A 19,064-nucleotide genomic window follows, 5' to 3' on the forward strand; every position below is an offset into this window, starting at 1 on the left:
CCGCGCTCGCATCTTGACCACGGTCGCGCGCCTGATCCTTCAGGATTTCCGCTCCTATGAGGCCCTCGATCTCACGATCGGGGGCCAAATCGTTGCGCTTGTCGGCGAGAACGGCGCCGGCAAGACCAATCTGCTCGAAGCCCTGTCGCTGTTCGCGCCAGGGCGGGGGCTGCGCCGCGCCGATCTCTCAGAGATGGCGCGCCAGGGGGGCCCGGGCTCCTTCGCCGTATCGATTGCGCTTGCGGAGGATGGCGCGCGCCTTGGCATCGGGCTCGGCAGCGAAAGCGACGGGCGGCGTGCAAGACTTGCCCGCATCGACGGGGTTCAGGTCGGCTCGGCGCTGGCTTTCAGCGACTATCTCCGCGTGGTCTGGCTGACGCCGGATCTCGACGGGTTGTTTCGTGGCGCGGCCGGGGATCGCCGCCGCTTCCTCGACCGGCTCGTGCTCGCGGTCGATCCTGGCCACGCGACACGATCGAACGCGCTCGAACGGGCTCTGCGCTCGCGCAACCGGATCCTCGAGGAGACGCCGCATGAGGTGTCCTGGCTTGATGCGATCGAGCGGGAAATCGCCGAACTCGGCGTGGCCGTCGCTGCGGCGAGGGCCGAGACGGTTGGCCGACTGGCGACGATCATCGCAGCCAATGGCGACGACGCATCTCCGTTTCCCCGTGCCGCGCTCGGCCTAGAGGGCGAGATCGATCGGCTTGTGGCGGGGCTGCCGGCACTCGATGCCGAGGATCGCTATCGCGACCTCCTGAGGCAGGGTCGCCAGCGCGACCGCGCGGCTGGGCGCACCCTCGTCGGCCCGCAAGCGTCGGACCTCCTCGTTCGTCATGCCGCCAAGGATATCCCGGCCGAGCAGGGCTCGACCGGCGAGCAGAAGGCTCTGCTGATCGGGCTCGTGCTTGCGCATGCGAGGCTGGTCCGGAGCATGAGCGGGCTTCCGCCGCTGGTCTTGCTCGACGAAGTTGCTGCCCATCTCGACCCGCGTCGACGCGCTGCGCTCTATGCCGAGCTTGCCGAGCTGGGCTCGCAGGTCTGGATGACGGGGGCCGATCCGGCGCTGTTCACCGATCTGCCGGCAGGGGCGCAGTGTTTTACAGTGACATCCGGGCAGGTCGAGCCCATCGACTGACGTGCTCAAGTCGGGCTGATCGGTCAGATCACGCGTCACAATGAGACGCCTCGGGTGCATTCTGCTAAAGCATCGGCCCGAAAAGTGGATTGCGGTTTTCGGCAAAGCCGATGCCATCACAGATGGTCTAGCGTTGCCGCTGCACTGAAGAGGCTGCTCCCATGGAACTCACAGGCCTTCTGGTTTTTGCCGGCGTCTATTTTCTGGCGGTCGCTTCGCCTGGTCCTGCGGTCGCTGCCCTGCTCGCGCGTTCGCTCGGCACCGGCATTCGCCGTTCGCTTCCGTTTGCGGCGGGAATCGTCGCCGGCGATCTGATCTGGTTCTCCTGCACGGCGCTCGGCCTTGCCGTGCTGATGCAGAGCTTTCATGGCCTCTTCGTCGCGATCAAATATGCCGGTTGTGCCTATTTGCTCTATCTCGCCTGGAAGCTCTGGACCGCTCCGGCGGAGGCGCCGCGTCAGCCGCCGAGCGCCCGCGGCGAGGGCTTGCGGCTGTTTTTCGGCGGCATTGCGCTGACGCTCGGCAATCCCAAGGTCATGGTGTTCTTCCTGTCGATCCTGCCTCTCGTCGTCGATCTCGGCCGGATGACGATGTTCGCCTTCATCGAGGTTGCGCTGCTGCTGACCCTGATCATCGGCTCGACGATGCTCGCCTATGCCTATGCCGCCGATCGGGCCCGGCGGCTGGTGGCGAGCCCGACGGCAATGCGTCGGATCAATCGCCTGACCGGCGGCGTCATGGCCGGTGCGGCGGCTGCTATCGCCGTTAGGGGCTGAAAACGAGTTTCGTCGCACCCAGAAGGTCGCGGCTTGGGGCTGGCCATTGCAGCCGGCCTCGGGCAAACCCTTCGGCATGCCGCAATCTCGCGAATCACAGGCGCGCGCGACGCTGAAATCGGTCTTCGGCTATGACGATTTCCGCCCCGGACAATGGGAGGTCATCGCGGCCGCGCTGGCGGGAAACGACGTCTTCGCGGTGATGCCGACCGGCTCCGGCAAGTCGATGTGCTATCAGCTGCCGGCACTGGTTACCGGCGGGCTGACGCTGGTGGTTTCGCCGCTGATCGCGCTGATGCGCGATCAGGTCGGGCAGTTGACGCGGGCCGGCGTCGCGGCCGCGTCGCTCAACTCGATGAACAGCGAGAGCGAGGCGGCGGACGCCTGGGCGAAGCTCAACGCCGGCGACCTGCGTCTGCTTTTCGTCTCACCGGAGCGATTGGCGGGGGAGGGACTGGTCGCCCGGCTGCGCCGGCTTGGCGTTGCCCGGCTTGCGATCGACGAGGCGCATTGCGTCTCGCAATGGGGGCATGATTTTCGGCCGGAATACCGCTTGCTCGCCAAGGCTCGCGAAGCGCTTGGCGGCGTCCCGGTCACCGCGCTGACGGCCACTGCGGATCGGCAGACGCGCGATGACATCGCCCAGCAGCTGTTCCCGAAGCCGCCTGTCACGGTCATTCATTCCTTCGATCGGCCAAATCTGAAGCTCGCCTTCGCACCGAAGGACCAGCCGCGACGCCAGATCGCCGATTTCCTGAAGCGGCATCGCGGCGGCAGCGGAATCGTCTATTGTTCGTCGCGCGGCCGGACCGAGCGACTTGCCGAAGGTCTGCGCGAGCAGGGCTACAAGGCTTTTGCCTATCATGCCGGGATGGAGCAGCAGGAGCGCAACCGCAACCAGGACCTCTTCCTGCAGGAGGATGGTGTGGTGATCTGCGCCACCATTGCCTTCGGCATGGGCATCAACAAGCCCGATGTCCGCTTCGTCGTCCATGCCGACATGCCGGGCTCGATCGAGGGCTACTATCAGGAGATCGGCCGCGCCGGCCGCGACGGACTGCCGGCCGATACGCTCACGCTCTATGGCGTCGAGGACATGGCGCTCCGCCGCCGCCAGATCGAGGAGAAGGCGATCGACGACGAGCGCCGGCGCATCGAGCATAAGCGCCTCAGCGCGATGACCGACCTGTGCGAGTCGGCGCTCTGCCGACGTTCCTCCCTCCTCGCCTATTTCGGCGAGGAAACGCCGCCATGCCGGCATCGGGAGGCGCAGTTCCGCTGCGATCTCTGTGGTGGAGAGGCGACGCTCCAGGATGCCACGCTTGATGCCCGAAAGCTGCTCTCGGCGGTGGTGCGCTCGGGACAGCGCTATGGCGCCGGACATCTCGCCGATATTCTGACCGGAACGATGAGCGAGGCGATTCGCCGCCAGAACCATGACGGGCTGAAGACCTTCGGCGTCGGCAACGACAAGCCCAAGGCAGCCTGGGCGGCGCTGACCCGCAAGCTCTTCGCCGCCGGCGCACTCGCGGAAGCCAGCACCGAGCATGGCGGTTTCTGCCTGACGGAGAAGGGTGAGGACATCCTGTACGGGCGCGAACCGATCGCGCTCAGGGCCGATGCCCTCCCCGTACGGCGCGCTCGCGCTGCCGAGCGTGGCGCGCGGGCCGACGGCCTCGATGAGGGCACCGCCGCCCTGTTCGAGCATTTGCGCCAGCTCCGGCTGACGATTGCCCGCGAGGAAGGCGTTGCGGCCTATATCATCTTCACCGACCGCACGCTGATTGCGATGGCGCGCGAGCGGCCGCTCGGGCTCGATCAGATGCGCGGGATCGAGGGCGTCGGCGAACGCAAGCTCGCCCAGTATGGCGCGGTCTTCGCCGATGCGATCGCGGGCTTTCGAGGGTAGCGATTCTGTCCCGTCATGGAGCGCGGGGGGAGCTCCTGCGCGCACGTACGCGTGCGCGTGAAAAAGCCACCGTTCCCGCCTATATTCATGATACGAATCAAGACGATCGCGGGCATAGCCTCGCCCGCTGAAGGACCCCGACATGAGTGATGCTGCCCGCGACCTTGAAGACGCTGCCTATGGCGCCGATTCCATCAAGGTTCTCAAAGGCCTGGATGCGGTGCGCAAGCGCCCTGGCATGTATATCGGCGACACCGATGACGGCTCGGGTCTGCACCACATGGTCTATGAGGTGGTCGACAACGCCATCGACGAGGCTCTGGCAGGGCATGCAGACCTCGTCACCGTCACGCTGAACGCCGATGGTTCGGTCACGGTCACCGATAATGGTCGCGGCATCCCGACCGATATCCACAGCGAGGAGGGCATTTCCGCCGCCGAGGTCATCATGACCCAGCTCCATGCTGGCGGAAAATTCGACCAGAATTCCTACAAGGTTTCGGGCGGCTTGCACGGCGTCGGTGTCTCTGTCGTCAATGCGCTCTCGGTCTCGCTCAAGCTGCGCGTCTGGCGTGGCGGTAACGAGCATTTCATGGAGTTCCACCATGGCGACGCGGTCGCGCCGCTCGCCATTGTCGGCCCGGCCGGCGACAAGCGCGGCACCGAAGTCACCTTCCTGCCCTCGACCAAGACCTTCACGATGGTCGAGTTCGACTACAAGACGCTCGAGCATCGTCTGCGCGAACTCGCCTTCCTGAATTCGGGCGTCCGCATCGTCCTCACCGATGCCCGCCATGCCGAGGTCGTTCGCGAGGAGCTGATGTATGAGGGCGGCGTCGAGGCCTTCGTGCGCTATCTCGACCGCGCCAAGACCCCCGTCGTCGACAAGCCGGTGGTGCTCGGCGCCGAGAAGGACGGCATCACCGTCGATGTCGCCTTGTGGTGGAACGACAGCTACCACGAGAACGTCCTCTGCTTCACCAACAACATCCCGCAGCGGGACGGCGGCACTCACTTAGCCGGCTTCCGCGCTGCGCTGACCCGCCAGATCACCGGCTATGCCGAGAGTTCCGGCATGATGAAGAAGGAAAAGGTCTCGCTCACCGGCGACGATTGCCGCGAAGGATTGACCGCGATCGTTTCGGTGAAGGTTCCGGACCCGAAATTCTCCTCGCAGACCAAGGACAAGCTGGTTTCGTCCGAGGTGCGTCCCGTCGTCGAGAACGTCGTGAATCAGGCGCTTTCGACCTGGCTCGAAGAACACCCGAACGAAGCCAAGACGATCGTCGGCAAGGTGGCGGAAGCTGCCGCGGCGCGCGAAGCCGCGCGCAAGGCACGCGACCTGACGCGGCGCAAGGGCGCACTCGACATCGCCTCGCTGCCCGGCAAGCTCGCGGATTGCCAGGAGCGCGACCCCGCCAAATCAGAACTCTTCATCGTCGAGGGTGACTCGGCCGGCGGCTCCGCCAAGCAGGGCCGCGCCCGTGAATACCAGGCGGTGCTGCCGCTGCGCGGCAAGATCCTGAATGTCGAACGCGCGCGCGTCGACAAGATGCTCTCCTCCGAGCAGGTCGGTACGCTGATCATCGCGCTCGGGGCCGGCATCCGCGAGGAATTCAACATCGAGAAGCTGCGCTACCACAAGATCATCATCATGACCGACGCGGACGTGGACGGCGCCCATATCCGCACCCTGCTGCTGACCTTCTTCTTCCGGCAGATGCCGGAGGTGATCGAGCGCGGGCATCTCTTCATCGCTCAGCCGCCGCTCTACAAGGCCGCGCGCGGCAAGTCCCAGACCTATCTCAAGGACGAGCGCGCGCTTGAGGAATACCTCGTCGACTCGACCTTGGACGGTGCTGTTTTCCGGACAGGGGACGGCATCGAGCGCGCCGGTCCCGACCTGCGCAGTCTGATCGACGAGGCGCGCGGCGTACGCCATACGCTGTCGCAGCTCCATTCGCGCTATGACCGGCGCATCGTCGAGCAGATGGCGATCTCGGGCGCGCTCCATCCGCTGACCAACGAGAGCGACGCGCAGGCCACCGAGGCCGCTGCCTCTGTCGCGCGCCGGCTGGATGCGATCTCCGACGATCTCGAACGCGGCTGGGAAGGCCGGGTGGAGGATGGCGGCTTCACCTTCTCGCGGCTTGTGCGCGGCGTGAAGCAGGTCGCAGTGCTTGATGCCGGCCTGCTCGCGAGCGCCGAAGCGCGCAAGCTCGCAGCAGCAGCCGTCTCGCTGCAGGAAGCTTATGCCCAGCCCGGCGTGCTCAGCCGCAAGGGCGATGATCATATCGTCAATGGCCCGAGCGATCTTTTCGACGCGGTCAGCGCCATCGGCAAGAAGGGGGTCTCGCTCCAGCGCTACAAAGGTCTCGGCGAAATGAACCCCGAGCAGCTCTGGGAGACGACGCTCGATCGCGATGTGCGCTCGCTGCTCAGGGTCAAGAACGACCAGAACGACGAGGCCGACGATCTCTTCGTCAAGCTGATGGGCGACGTCGTCGAACCCCGCCGCGACTTCATCCAAAGCAACGCCCTGAACGCGACCGTCGATACATGACGGCGCGGCCTCTGTGGGCCGTAAAGCGGAGCCATGGTGCGAGCCTGCTCCACAGACGCCTCCCTTGAACGGTGTGCCAACAGCGCCACTCTGGTCCGCAGATGCAGTCACGGGCGCTCACTCCAACCTCATGCCGGGAGATGGCATGGGGCAGAGCATCCCGAGAGTGCAATGCGACCGGCGCGGCGCTCCACTCGCGTGGCTGGAGCTATCAGCGGCCGATAAGAAAGGTCATGGCGAGGGCGCCAGGTAGTAGCAGCATCCCTGCCCACAGGAAGGCCGACGCCCAGTTGGCGATCTGGAAGATCGTTCTGGGCATGGCACAGACACCGGCGACGAACGGTACTGTGGCGCGCAACGGGCCGAAAAAACGGCAGAGCACGATACTCAGCGCGCCCCAACGGTTGAAGAAGGCTTCGCCCCGCGGAAGCAGCCCGGGGTGTCGGGCGACGAAGCGAGAACTTCTGACGGCAGAAGCGAAGTTGCGGCCTAGCCAGTAAGAAACCCAATCGCCCAGCGCTGCTCCCACACTGATCGCAATCCAGACCGGGATGAAACCGATACCGCTGGCGCCAATCAACGATCCGATGGCCAGCAACAGCGCGGTACCCGGAACGATGAGCGGAAAGAAGGGAAGCGACTTGACGAAAGCAAGCATGAATGCGAGCGGCACTGTCCATTGACGATGCTCTTGGACGAACGCCAGCAGCGCGGCGGAAAGATCTCGAAGCTCCGCCAGAATTGCTGCCATGTCAGCTACGGCACTCCTTTTGGGTTTGCTTGCGAGCTTGCGCGATGCCAGCGCAGGGCATGGGCCGCAGGCTCACACTCCTGAGAGCCCAATCTCGCCGTCAAGCAATCCTCACCCGCCAGTGCAGGGCCCGACCTTGTCGTTCAAGCCCTGGCTGCCCTGCTCGAAAGACGCCCGCGTCGCGACACCGTCACGGACAACTCGGACGATGTAGAGGCTATCGAAATCGCTGCCTGCCCATTTCCCAACCTGGCGAACATCGCCACCATGGTGGTCGAGAAGGTTGCGGGCCAGTTTGACAAGCTGCTTGTGTTCCCATGCGATGAGGAGAGTCGCTTCTCTATAGTCGGGAGATTGCAGCGCTGCCTCGAGCTTTCCGATCTGCTTGTAACCAAAATGCGTATCGACCGGCACCCCAGTCGCCTTCGACAGGGGAATGACTGTCTGCAGCGGGCGCAGATAGGGATACTTGATTCCCTCGTCCGTCTTCGCATGTTCGGGGTCAGGAGCGAAGATCGCATCGAAGCGGCCGAACTGCCTTGCGAGCACGGCTGGGAGGGCGTTCGCGCGGTTCAATCCACGGCAATCGAGTCGGCCCAAACCACCTTGTGGCTTTTCGCCGTGCCGGATCAGCACGATCGTTTGTGTCGCAGCCGCTGCTGAGGCGTCCCCGGTTGCTCCGCAAAGAGCAAGTAGAGCTATGAACGCTGCCGATCTCATTCTATGCCCTTTTCCGCATTGCATTGAAAGAAACGGCTTCCTGGGATGCGCATGAGATCGGCTGATATCAAATCTGCTCGACGGGCAGCTTAGGGAATAGAGCAAAAGCGTAGCGGGATGCGCTCGGACAGAATCGCATGGCGGGCTCCCGCGGCTACACGGACAGTCGCTGACGCCTGGGGAAAGGGATCAGGGTTTCTTTTCGTTGGGTGCCTGCGTTGCTGCAGTGATTGCCGCGATCAATCGCTGGCGATTGTCGAGCACGAAGGACGTGAAGGTGTCTTGACTGACGACCGACCTCAGCATGAGCGGCAACATAGCGTAGAGCTTGCTGGCGAAATTGGTCATTGCGGCGTCGTCGTTGACAAGGCCGGAGGCCTTCTGCCCCACGAAGTCCGTGATGAGATGCTGGTTCTGGCTCACCAGCGTGATGATCTCCGCTTCGATTTTCTGTTTCACGGCTTCGAACATGCATCACCTCGGTCAGCGCCATCCGAAAACCTAGAGTATCAGCCCGCAAACGGGAATGTGGCTTTCTGGTCAATGCCAGAAGGTATTCTATCAGGCGGCGGTGTCACCGAATGGACGCAAACCGAAATGCCGGTAGGGCATCGCGACGATGCCCGTGGACATTCCCTTTCAGCGTCGACCGGGTCTCGCCAGGCGGATTTGCACCTTCCGCTGCAAGGTCTCGACCGCTGCGACGATTGACGCGCCGTGTCTCGCCGTCACCGCGAGCGAAATCAAGGCCGCTGGAATAGCCACGATGATCGCTCCGAAGAGGTCGGATGGGTAGTGGACGCCGACATAGACGCGCGACCAGCCTACGAGCGCGCCAATCACAATAGCCAGGCAGGCCATCCCGTATTGCCGCACCAAAGCAAGCACAGCCGCGCCCACCGCGAAGGCGAGGGCGTGATTGCTCGGCAAGGAGGCGTTGGGGCGATGGTCTACCAGGCTGTGTCCGAGGCTGACCATGAAGGGACGAGGCCGGAAGGCGATGAACCCGATCGCGAAACTGATGACCATCGCGATTGCAAGGGCAAGAGCGAGCGCAAAGGCCAGAAGCCGCCGCCGTCGAGTGCCACGGATCCACAAGACGACGATGTAGCAGGGAACCAGAAAGATCACGAAGCGAGTGACCGCTATCGCGAAAAGAGCGACATATGAGTTTGGGCTCGCCCCGGCGTTGAGGGCGAGGAACAGTTCGGTATCGAGTGCGAGCATCGCTGGAGAATCGGTCACGGTCTTTGGGGGGACGGCTGTCGCACAGCACGCGCAAGCCGGCGAATGAAATTCGCCGGTTTTGTCGGCCTTTCTTCGTGCGGATAACTCCCAACGAATGTCCGGTTCCGGGAATGATGCGTTAGCAGAAGGCGCTCGGTATGTGAGGGAGTATGTCCGCCTGCACAGGCTTGCGCGCGGCCGAAATTATTACAATATAACGATAATTCAGATAGATAGAGACCTCGCTCTGTTCCATCTTTTGGAATGCTGTGCAAATTTGCACAGGTGAGCGCCAAAGGGTTCCCCATGAACAAGCCGATTCGTACGCCGATCAACGCCCAGCAAGTCGCAGATCGCGCCGGCGTGTCGCGTTCAGCGGTGTCGCGGACCTTCACCGAGGGCGCCAGCGTGTCGGAGGCGACACGCGCCAAGGTGCTCAGGGCAGCCGCCGAACTGGGCTATCACGTCAACCATCTGGCTCGCGGCTTGACCAGCCAGCAATCCGGCATCGTCTGTCTGTTGATCGGCGAAATCGCCACGCCTTATCAGTCGGCCCTCCTCGACGTGGTCACCCGGCGACTGCAGGCCATGGGCAAGGTCGTGATGGTCTTGAACACGGCGGGGCAGGCGGAGGCGACAGAGGCCGCGCTACGCCAGACGCTCAACTACCGCGCCGACGCCACGGTGGTCGTGTCCGGCAGCCCGCGATCCTCCCTCGTCGAGACCTGTGTCGCCAACGGCCAGCGCGTTATCCTGATCAATCGTGATGATCTGCTCGAAGGCACTCAGCAGATCCTCGTTGACAGTGCTGGCGCCGCTGCCGAGGCGTTGATGATGCTGCGGCGCGCTGGCTGCGATCGGATCGCTGTCGTCAGCTCGACCGCCGGTACGCCGAGCATCGTTGCGCGCGAAGTCAGTTTTTCGGTCGCCGCCGCCCAGGCCGGGGTCGACGTGCAGCTGTGCCGTTTCGGCCCGACCGGTTACGCGACGGGCGCAGAGACGGCGCGCCAGCTCTTCGCCTCGGCGGCGCGGCCGGACGGCGTCTTCTGCGTCACCGACCTGCTGGCATTGGGCTTCATGGATGCGGCGCGCAAGGAGTTTGACCGTCGCGTCCCCGACGATCTCTGCGTCATCGGCTTCGACGACATAGCTCAGGCTGGCTGGGCCTCTTACGAACTCACGACCTTCCGCCAGCCGCTCGACACCATGGCCGACCATATCGCAACAATCCTGGAGAGCGGAGGCCTGGTCGCTGGCCCCATCAACCTCCCGGCTCAGACGGTCTGGCGACGCAGTGTCCGCCCCTGAGACGGCGCCGCGACGAGCGCCTCAAGGTCCAGCGCCACATCAAGCGTCGGAATGCGGTCGAGATAGCGCCCGAGCAGGCTGATGAAGGCGATGAACCGCCCGGCCAGATCCGCCGCTTCGGCGTGATGCAGTTCGCCGATCCAGCGGCGATAGACGGCAAGGCGCGCTTCGGGCACCAGATCGAGCGCGAGGTCTGCTGCCTTGCGCAAGCGGTACCAGTCCTCGGCGAGGACGGTCAGCGCCACGTTACCCGTGCTGGCAGCCGGCGTTGCCTGTGGCCAGAGCAGCCTCTCCAGATCGGCGAAGCGGTGCGCGCGTACGAACTCCGCCATATCGCGCGGCCATTCGCGTACCATGTAACGGGCGCCGACGAGGGCGCACAGATGATGGTCGAGAAAGCCAAGATGGCCGCCGGCGCTGACAGCCTTCGGTGACGGATCGCCCGCGGCTCCCGCCTCGCGGCTGTAGTCATCGAACGCGGCATCGTGACCGGGCACGTCGTCGAGACGGATGGTGCGTAACCGCACGTGGTCGGTGGCGACATCGAGCAGCTTCATCGCCGGAGCGAAGCCGACCGGCGATGGCACGGCGATGTTGAAGAACCCCCCCCATTCGTCCCGGAACACTGCGGTATCGTTCACGTGCAGATGGCCGGAGAGGTGAAGACGCACGCCGGTCTCGGCGAAGCGCCGCGCCACCTCCACGGTCGGCGCACGTCGGGCGAGGCCAGAACTTGGGAAAAGTGCGCACTCCAATGCCGAGGCACCGGCGAGCGCGTCCAGTACCGGGTAGTGCGAGAACGCAACGAGAGCCTTGCCGCTACGCCGCGCTCGTTCGGCGACGTCGCACATCCAGGGGAACAGATAGGGCCGCGTCCGCAGCACCGCAGGCCACCCGCCATCCGACGGATCGAGCATCTGCGTGGGATCATCGAGATCAGTTGCCCCGTCGCGCGGCGCGACGATGTTGGCGTCGATGGAGAGCAGCCACAACCCCACAACGGGCTCGATCAGATACGATGCGTCGATCATGTCGAAGCCCGTGGTCCCGTCAGGGCTGGCGGCGCGGACCGTTCGCGAGCTCCAACGGGCATCGCTGCCAAACGGCGTTTCAAAATGCAGGTCGTCGGTGCGAGGCTGGAAGCCGAGATCGGCCATGAGCGTCAGCGCCTCGGGCGCGCCGAGCATCGCAGTCTCCGGCGATGAGACCGCGCCACCAGGTGCGGCGTGGCTCCCGACGATGACCCGGCTGCCGTCGCGCCCGACGAACTCCTTGCGCTGCGGCCGGCCCTTCAGCGCCCAGAAATCGTGATTGCCGGGTGTCATGAACACGCGCAGGCCATGGCGACGCTCGTACTCGGCGATGAGCGCCACGGCGACTTCGATATTGTGCCGCTGACCATCGTCGGTGAGATCGCCGGGAACGATGACGATCCTCGCGCCTTCCGCGGTGGCGCGATCGAGCGCGGCGCGGAAGGCAGGCAGGCTCTCGTTGAATACGCGGGTGGACGCGGTGGTATCGGCCCAGCTGCGCACTGCGCCAGCAAGCCCCGCCCCCGCTGGTTGCCAGGCAACGTCATGCACATGCGGGTCGGCGATGACGGCGATGCGGTATGTTGGGTTCAATCAGTCGACTCCGGCAGAGGGCCGTGCTCTTCGGGATGCGCGGTGATGTCGTCCTCGATCATGCGCGCCCAGCGAGCAGTCCGTGCGGCGGCCGCGATCAGCATGGGCTTGGGCGTCTCATGCCACTCGTCGGGACGAAGTTCGCGCTTGCCGCGAACGTAATTGATGGCGTCCTCCAGGGTGGGAAACTCCGCTGGGAGACGCAGATGCAGAAACAGCGCCACCAGGATGACAGAACGCGACCGCCCGGCCCGGCAGCTGACCAGCACATTGCCGCGCTCGCGCACGGAATAGGATGGCTTCTCCGGCAGAATCTGGTCGATTGCCCCCTTCAGCTGAAAATAGCCGGCCAGCATCATGGTTTGCGGGTTGCCCGGTCCGTCAACGATGCCAAGCTTGTAGTAGCGGATCGGGGCATGACCGAAATCGACGTCGTTCAGCGCGTCTGGCGCCGGCTCGGCGACATAGTTGAAGTCGAGATTGACGGCACAGTTGAGCACCGTGGTGATGCCGTGCCGCTTCAGCAGCGGGATGTCGGACGCACCTTCCCGCCCGCCGACATAGAGATCGATGCCATAGCCGGGCAGGTTCTCGTAGACGCGCGAGATGTGCGGCCGGTCATAGCGGGGCGTGGGCATTTCGGGTGCAGCGATGTCTCTTGTCGGAGGCATAAGGGGTACTCGCTAATTCCAGATCGAATGAGTTTGCACAGCTGTTCACTATGGCTCGCTCGCAGCCGCGCGTGGAGATGCAATGACGCAGTCCACTCCTGCGGTGACCGCGCTGCCGCAGTTGCGCGGCAATTCTAAGCGACGCATCGCCTTCGCCCCTCGGAGATCTCGCGCGCGATGCGATCCAGCGTCGGATAATTCGCCCCTGCTCCGACAGCGACATAGCCGGGATGGAGGAACGCCGGCGCAGCCTGCGCCACCTTGCCGAGGTCGTGGGGGGTGTAGCGTCCGCCTGCCTTCTCGAGGATCAGGATAGCGGCGGTGACATCCCAGGCGTTGACGCCGAAACCGGCGGCGGCGTCGACCCAGCCGGCAGCCACATGGGCGATGCTGAGCGCGGCGCTACCCGGTCGTCGCAGGGTCGCAAACGTGCGTGTCAGTTCGCCGAACCGGCCAAGTGCGACCGCTTCGCCGTCGTTGCGGAAGTCGCGCGGCACCGGATAGCCGGTGATCAGCACGGCGTTTGCTTCGTCGGGTGCCGCACGGCAGGCAAGCGGTTGTCCATTGAGCCAGGCCCCGTCTCGATCGGCGAGGAACAGGTTGCCACCGATCGGATCGAGGATGGCACCGGCGACGGTCTCGCCATCGACCACTGCTGCCACCGATGTGCACCAGAACGCCATCCCGCTGGCGAAGTTGGCTGTACCGTCGATCGGATCGACATACCAGTGCACCGCGCCGCTCCCGACCGAGCCGCCTTCCTCGCCGACGAAGGTCGAGTCGGGCACTTCCCGGAATACGAGATCGCGGATCACCGCCTCGGCTCGGCGATCATGCTCGGTGACGGGATCGTGCCGGTCGCGCTTGAAGTCGACCACCATTCCGGCGCGAAACGCCGCCGTGAGCGGCTCCTGAACGGCGAGAACGGCCTTGCGGGCAATGTCGGTGATCGTCGTCTGCAGCATTGTCTGGATTTCCGGCTCAAAGGGCGCGGCGGCTTAGCGCTTGTAATGAATTTGCCAAAAATCCTGCCAATCCTGGCGCTTGTCCCAATCGTCGAGGCCGGTCTTGGCGTCGTAGGGAAAGAGGCGATCGAGCACGGCAGCGACGCCCGACGGCTCGTCCTTGGGAACCGGGATCGCCTGGCTGGTCGGCAGCTTGCCATCCTGCATCTGCGGCATCAGCCCTTCCTCCGTCAGAATGTAGCGGACGAAGAGTTTGGCCGCGTTTGGGCTTTTGGTGCCTTTGGCGATGAGCGCAAGCTTCGTGTAGGTCCAACCGACCCAGGGCTCGAGCGTCTTGCAAAGGCCAAGCTTGTAGCCCTTGTCGGCATTGTCGCGGAACTTGGCCGAGCTCAACAGCCCCATGAAAGGCGCCTTCTGCCCGGGCGCGCCGACGGCGTCCGAGATGCGATCGTCGTTCTCGGACACGAGCGGCGCGTTCTTTGCCAATGCCGCAAGCCATTCTGCGGCAGCTGTCTTCTGCTGCGGGACCAGCGTCTTGCCGTAGCGCGCCTTGTAGGCGGCGGTGAGCGCTTCGTTGCCGTGCTGGGCCAATTGGTTGAACCAGTCGGTATAGGTTCCCTTGGTCAGCGGATCGATGAAGGCCACGCGGCCCCTCCATTCCGGCTCGGTCAACTGCCAGACATTGGAAATCGGGCAGGACGCGCCGTGGATTTCGGTGTTGTAGGCCCAGACATTGGCGTTGACTGAAATGGCAAGAGGGTCGCGATAGCCGGCCGGGATCTCGCTCGCGAGGTCGGCAGGCAGATGGCTTTCGAGCACCTTGGCCGGCAGCATCTGGCCGATGACGGCTGGCGTGTCGGTCAACAGGGCCACGTCTCCCTTGACGTTGCGACTCTGGCTCTCACGCAGCAGCATTTCGAGCTGGCTGTTGGCCGACACCTTCTGCCCTGTGGCGCTGAGGCCGTACTTGGCCGAGAACGCCTTGGCCATGTCGACGATCTTGCCGGTGCTGTCATAGATGGTGATCGGCGGCTCTTTCCTGGCCGCGGCGATCAGGCCGTTGAGGTCGAACGGCTCGACGGCGATGGCCGGAGTGGCGGCGGCTGCCAATGCAACGGCGAGGAGCGGTGCTCTCCAGTAGGCGCTCATGGTCGTTCCTCCCTTGTGCGGCTTGCGAGTGGTTGCTCCCGCGCCGCTTGATCCGCGTGTATGGCGCTGTCAGCGCCTGAGATTGACGCGCCACAGGTCCTGCCAATCCTGGCGGCGCTCCAGGTCGCTGACCGACGACGCCAGATCCCACGCCATCATCCGGTCGAGGGAACGGCCGATGCCCGAGGGCTCGTCATCGGGCAAGGCGATCTTCGGGTGCGTCGGCACCTTCCCGTCGACGAGTTGTGGTGCCAGTCCCGGTTCGGTCAGCAGATAGCTGATGAACAGCTTCGCCGTGTTGGGGCTCTTCGTGCCGGCCGCAATGACGGCCATGCTGGGATAGAGCATGCCGGCGAAGGGCTGCATGTCGCGGCAGATCGTCAGGCTGAACTTCTTGTCGAAGTTGTCGCGGAACTTGGCGACCGGCACCATGCCGAAGAACGGCTGCTTTTGCCCGGGTGCGCCGACGGCGGCGGCGACGGCGGTCGAATCGGCGACGAGCGGCCCGTTGGCCGCCAGTGCCTTCACCCAGGCGGCGGTCGCCGAGCCCTGTCTCTTGTCGAAAGGCTTGCCGAAATGCGTCGCATACGCAGCCGCCATCGCGGCGTCGTGATGCGTCTCCAACTGGTTGAACCAGTCGGCATAGGCCGGCCTCTCCAGGGGGTCCATCAGGGTCACCAGACGCGACCATGTCGGTTCGGTCAGTTCCCAGACGTTCTTGACCGGGCAGGATTGGGACGCGGCGCCGTTATAGCTCCAGACATGCGGGTCGGTGACGAAGACCAGCGGATCCCTTGCGTTCTTCGGCAACAGGTTCGCCGCATCGTCGGGCACGTAGGAGGTGACGACCTTCTTCGGCAGCAGCTCGGCGGCGACCGACGCCGTGTCGGCCGCGAGCGAGATGGAGGCGAGTGCGGCGCCGGCGCGATGTTCGCGGATGAGCAGTTCCACCTGCCCGGCCTCGCTGACCTTCTTGCCGGTGACACCGAGTCCATAGATCTTGTTGAAGGCGTTGGCCGTATCGACGATCTTGCCGGTAACGGCGTAAACCGTCATCGGCGGCTCGGCCTTCGCACGCTCGGCGAGCAGCTTCAGATCCTCGGCTGTGGCAGCCATTGCGGCGAATGACGCGGCGACCGCAAGGCCGGTCCGGAGCGCAGCCTTGGTCATGACAAGCATGGATCCCTCCCGTTTCCTGTCGTTGAGGTCGTTCATTGGACCGCTGCCTGCGCGAGGACGTCGTCGGCGCGCTCGAGACGCTGGCCGTCACGCGAAAACACATGCAGCGCCGCCGGTCGGACGTGGAACCATACGGTGTCGCCGACCTTCTGGCGGGGCGCCTCGTTGGCTGTCGCGAATGTCTTCTTGCCGCCCGAAGTCAGCTCGACGATCCAACTGCCACCGGTCGGAAGGATGCCGGTGACGACCGCCTCATCGGCGAAACTGCCGCCAGGCACCGCGTCGGCCGAGCCGGCGATCTGAATGGTTTCGGGCCGGAGCCCGAGCGATCCGATATCGGCGTCAGGGCCTAGCCGGGCGGTGAGAAAGGTGACCGCGTGCCGCCCAACGACGTCGTGCGAGGCATCGCCGATCTCGAAAATGTTGATCGGCGGGCTACCGACGAACTCGGCGACGAAACGGTTGGCTGGCCGGTCATAGATGTCGTTCGGCGTCCCCATCTGCTGCAGCGTGCCCTCGTTCATCACTGCAATCGTGGTCGCGAGCGTCATCGCCTCCCATTGATCATGCGTGACGAAGACGATGGTGGTGCCGAACTCGGCGTGAATGCGCTTCAATTCGGCGCGCATTTCCAGCCTCAGCCGGGCGTCGAGATTCGACAGCGGCTCGTCGAGCAGCAATACGCCCGGATTGACCACCAGCATGCGGGCGAGCGCCACGCGCTGCTGCTGGCCGCCGGAGAGCTGCGACGGATACCGGCCCCGGTATTTTTCGATGTCGAGGGCCTTCATGACGCGGGTGACGAGCGCCTCGCGCTCGGCCTTCGGCACCTTGCGCAGGCGCAGGCCAAAATCGGTATTGCGCTCGATGGTCAAGTGCGGCCAGAGCGCGTAGCTCTGGAATACGAGGCCGAGCTCGCGCTTTTCCGGCCCGACGAACAGGCCCTTGGAAATGCTGTCGACGACGCGCTCGCCGATGCGGATCTCGCCGCCGGAGAGGTTCTCCAATCCCGCGATCATCCGCAAGGTCGTCGTCTTGCCGCAGCCGGATGGGCCGAGCAGGCACATGAACTCGCCATTGGCGATCTCGAGGTCGAGATTCGACACTGCGTTGGGCGAACCGGCGCCGTAGCTCTTGTTGGCGTTTTCCAGGATGATCGCGGGCATCAGCTGCCTAGTCCTTCCGCCAGGTTCGTCTTAGTGAGCTTCTGCGCCGCCAGAGTGCCGAAATAGGCGATGGCCGCGATGATCAGGACGACCGCGTTGGCCGCCTGCGTGTAGTGATAATCGACGAGGCGCATCGAGAAGGTGGTCAGCACGTCGGTGCTGGGCACGGCGAGCATGACGAACAGGCTGAGCCCCTTGATGCCGGAGATGAATGGCAGGAGGATGCCGGTCATCAGCGAACCCTTCTGGATCGGCACGACGACAAGCCGCATGCGCGCCAGCCAGCCTGCGCCGACGACCTGCGCCGCCTCCTCCGGATCCCTGCCGAGTTGCATCATGGCGGAGATGCCGGCGCGCGAGGCATAGGGCATCTGGTCGGCGATGAGCGCCAGAATCAGGATGAGCGAGGTGCCATAGAGCGCCGGAATCGGCCCGCGCGGCACCGCAAACAACGAGAGATAGGCGGCTGCGAAGGCGATGCCCGGCACGAGATAGGGCATGAACGTCACCTGGCGCAGGACGGCTGCGAGTGGCCGGACCGGCGTGCGCACCACGACATACCCGGTGATGATGCCGAGCAGGCCCGAGCAGGTCGAGGCCAGCCCGACGATCCACAATGTGTTGAACGCCGCCTGCCACAGGTCCGGGCTGAGCAGGATGCCGGTGCGCATGGCGACCGTCGGCAGATTCCAGCCGATCCAATAGTCGAGCGTGAAGTTCGACCATGAAAAATCCGCCGGTACACGCATGACCGTCGACAGGAACAGGGTCAGCAGTGGCACGCCGACGCTGGCGGCGTAGACGCCCGCGGCGAAGCCGGTGGCCGGCCAGCGCCAGATGCCGAGCCGCGCCGGCCGGTTCATGGCGCCCTTGCCGCCGACTGTGACGAAGCGCTGCGCCTCGCGCACCAGATAGGCGTCGATCAGGATCGTGATGATGCCGATCAGCATGATGGCGCCGGCAATCACCCCGGCCACGCCGGTCTGGCGCGAGCCGATCGAGCGGTACAGCGAGGTCGCGAGCACGTCGTACTTCACCGGCAGTCCGAGCACATACGCGACGCCGAACTCGCCGAGGCACTTGGCGAAGATCAGCACCACGGCCGACATCAGCGCCGGGCGCATCAGGGGCAGGATGATCTTCAGCGCGATGGCGCCGCGTCCCGCACCGAGGACGCGGGCCGAATCCTCGAGTTGACTGTCGAAGCGGCGCAGCGCCGAGCCGAAGAGCAGAATGACGAACGGCGTGTAGTGCAGCGCCAGGATGAGTGTGATCGGCACCTGGCCGTAGGCGAGCCAGTCCGGCGGGCTGAAGCCGAGGCTCTCCATCCAGCCGGCCTGGCCACCGACCGTGCGGTTCTTGAACAGCGTCGTCCAGGCGAGTGCAAAGGTCCAGGCCGGCAGCATGTAGGGCACGATAAGGGCCGTTGCGAACCACTGCCGCGCGAACATGTCCGTGCGGCAGATCAGCCAGGCGATCGCCGTGCCGACGACGACGGCGATGCCAATGGCGCCGGCAGCCACCATCAAGGTGTTGCGCAGCGGTTGCCAGAACAGGTTCGCTGCCACCGGCGATGTGAAGGCACGGCTGAGATAATAGGTTGTGAGGCTGCCGACCTCGGCGGCGGTGCGGCGCTCGTCGCCGAACTGCACAGTCACCGCATCGCGCAGAATGGAGACCACCGGCACGACGATGAGATAGGCAAACAGAAGTGCGGCGAAGAGGCCGATGATGGTCGTCGGCTCGCGCAGCGCTACGCGGAGCCGGTAGCGCAGCCGACATGTCCAGGCCGGCGAAGGGATGGCATTCGCCCGAGCCACTTGCCGGCCACTCTCGCGGCGTGGCGCGACGGCGTTACCGGTGGTCATCGAGGCGCCCTATTCCGCGCAAAGGCGGGCGCCCGCTGAAGCGGGACAC

16 protein-coding genes are annotated in these 19,064 nt (G+C 64.8%); 5 read left to right on the forward strand and 11 right to left on the reverse strand.

Going from position 1 to position 19,064, the window contains the following annotated elements; all coding sequences use genetic code 11:
* Positions 1 to 13 precede the first annotated feature (13 nt).
* From recF to gyrB, 4 genes are all read left to right on the forward strand, one after another.
* On the forward strand, positions 14 to 1,138 hold the full coding sequence (recF, locus tag AB4099_RS14595; protein WP_441478592.1) for a DNA replication/repair protein RecF: 1,125 nt from the start codon (positions 14 to 16) through the stop codon (positions 1,136 to 1,138).
* Positions 1,139 to 1,299: 161 nt separating this feature from the next.
* On the forward strand, positions 1,300 to 1,914 hold the full coding sequence (locus tag AB4099_RS14600; RefSeq protein ID WP_441478593.1) for a LysE family translocator: 615 nt from the start codon (positions 1,300 to 1,302) through the stop codon (positions 1,912 to 1,914).
* A gap of 76 nt (positions 1,915 to 1,990) precedes the next feature.
* Positions 1,991 to 3,823: a DNA helicase RecQ gene (recQ, locus tag AB4099_RS14605; protein ID WP_113517057.1), complete on the forward strand. Its 1,833-nt coding sequence runs from the start codon at positions 1,991 to 1,993 to the stop codon at positions 3,821 to 3,823.
* Positions 3,824 to 3,965: 142 nt separating this feature from the next.
* A complete protein-coding gene (gyrB, locus tag AB4099_RS14610; protein ID WP_113516857.1) occupies positions 3,966 to 6,386 on the forward strand; it encodes a DNA topoisomerase (ATP-hydrolyzing) subunit B in 2,421 nt (806 codons plus the stop codon).
* Between the two features lie 211 nt (positions 6,387 to 6,597).
* Here gyrB and AB4099_RS14615 read toward each other — a convergent pair whose 3' ends face one another.
* The 4 genes from AB4099_RS14615 to AB4099_RS14630 all read right to left on the reverse strand — a co-directional run bounded on the left by AB4099_RS14615 (position 6,598) and on the right by AB4099_RS14630 (position 9,084).
* On the reverse strand, positions 6,598 to 7,137 hold the full coding sequence (locus AB4099_RS14615) for a DedA family protein (RefSeq protein ID WP_113516858.1): 540 nt from the start codon (positions 7,135 to 7,137) through the stop codon (positions 6,598 to 6,600).
* A gap of 111 nt (positions 7,138 to 7,248) precedes the next feature.
* Complete coding sequence (locus AB4099_RS14620) at positions 7,249 to 7,773, reverse strand: histidine phosphatase family protein (protein ID WP_441478594.1); 525 nt, start codon at positions 7,771 to 7,773, stop codon at positions 7,249 to 7,251.
* A gap of 273 nt (positions 7,774 to 8,046) precedes the next feature.
* Complete coding sequence (locus tag AB4099_RS14625) at positions 8,047 to 8,328, reverse strand: hypothetical protein (protein WP_441478595.1); 282 nt, start codon at positions 8,326 to 8,328, stop codon at positions 8,047 to 8,049.
* Positions 8,329 to 8,496: 168 nt separating this feature from the next.
* Complete coding sequence (locus AB4099_RS14630) at positions 8,497 to 9,084, reverse strand: phosphatase PAP2 family protein (protein WP_113516861.1); 588 nt, start codon at positions 9,082 to 9,084, stop codon at positions 8,497 to 8,499.
* Positions 9,085 to 9,390: 306 nt separating this feature from the next.
* Between AB4099_RS14630 and AB4099_RS14635 the strand changes: the two genes are divergently transcribed.
* Complete coding sequence (locus tag AB4099_RS14635) at positions 9,391 to 10,392, forward strand: LacI family DNA-binding transcriptional regulator (RefSeq protein WP_113516862.1); 1,002 nt, start codon at positions 9,391 to 9,393, stop codon at positions 10,390 to 10,392.
* Here the strand turns inward: AB4099_RS14635 and AB4099_RS14640 are convergent.
* From AB4099_RS14640 to AB4099_RS14670, 7 genes are all read right to left on the reverse strand, one after another.
* Positions 10,359 to 12,017: a metallophosphoesterase family protein gene (locus AB4099_RS14640; protein WP_441478596.1), complete on the reverse strand. Its 1,659-nt coding sequence runs from the start codon at positions 12,015 to 12,017 to the stop codon at positions 10,359 to 10,361. The two genes, AB4099_RS14635 and AB4099_RS14640, sit on opposite strands and share 34 nt — an antisense overlap.
* Positions 12,014 to 12,655: a dual specificity protein phosphatase family protein gene (locus AB4099_RS14645; protein ID WP_441478597.1), complete on the reverse strand. Its 642-nt coding sequence runs from the start codon at positions 12,653 to 12,655 to the stop codon at positions 12,014 to 12,016. Before AB4099_RS14645 ends, AB4099_RS14640 begins: the two co-directional genes overlap by 4 nt.
* A gap of 167 nt (positions 12,656 to 12,822) precedes the next feature.
* Positions 12,823 to 13,653, reverse strand: a complete 831-nt coding sequence (locus AB4099_RS14650) for an inositol monophosphatase family protein (RefSeq protein ID WP_113516865.1) — start codon at positions 13,651 to 13,653, stop codon at positions 12,823 to 12,825.
* 33 nt (positions 13,654 to 13,686) lie between these two features.
* A complete protein-coding gene (locus tag AB4099_RS14655) occupies positions 13,687 to 14,802 on the reverse strand; it encodes an ABC transporter substrate-binding protein (protein WP_113516866.1) in 1,116 nt (371 codons plus the stop codon).
* A 69-nt stretch (positions 14,803 to 14,871) separates the two neighbouring features.
* On the reverse strand, positions 14,872 to 15,981 hold the full coding sequence (locus AB4099_RS14660; RefSeq protein WP_441478598.1) for an ABC transporter substrate-binding protein: 1,110 nt from the start codon (positions 15,979 to 15,981) through the stop codon (positions 14,872 to 14,874).
* A gap of 32 nt (positions 15,982 to 16,013) precedes the next feature.
* Entirely contained in the window at positions 16,014 to 17,147 is a 1,134-nt protein-coding gene (locus AB4099_RS14665; RefSeq protein ID WP_113516867.1) for an ABC transporter ATP-binding protein, read from the reverse strand.
* Entirely contained in the window at positions 17,147 to 19,015 is a 1,869-nt protein-coding gene (locus AB4099_RS14670; RefSeq protein ID WP_441478599.1) for an ABC transporter permease, read from the reverse strand. Before AB4099_RS14670 ends, AB4099_RS14665 begins: the two co-directional genes overlap by 1 nt.
* Positions 19,016 to 19,064 lie beyond the last annotated feature (49 nt).

The organism is Allobosea sp. 2KB_26 (genome assembly GCF_052115715.1).
Lineage (GTDB): Bacteria > Pseudomonadota > Alphaproteobacteria > Rhizobiales > Beijerinckiaceae > Allobosea.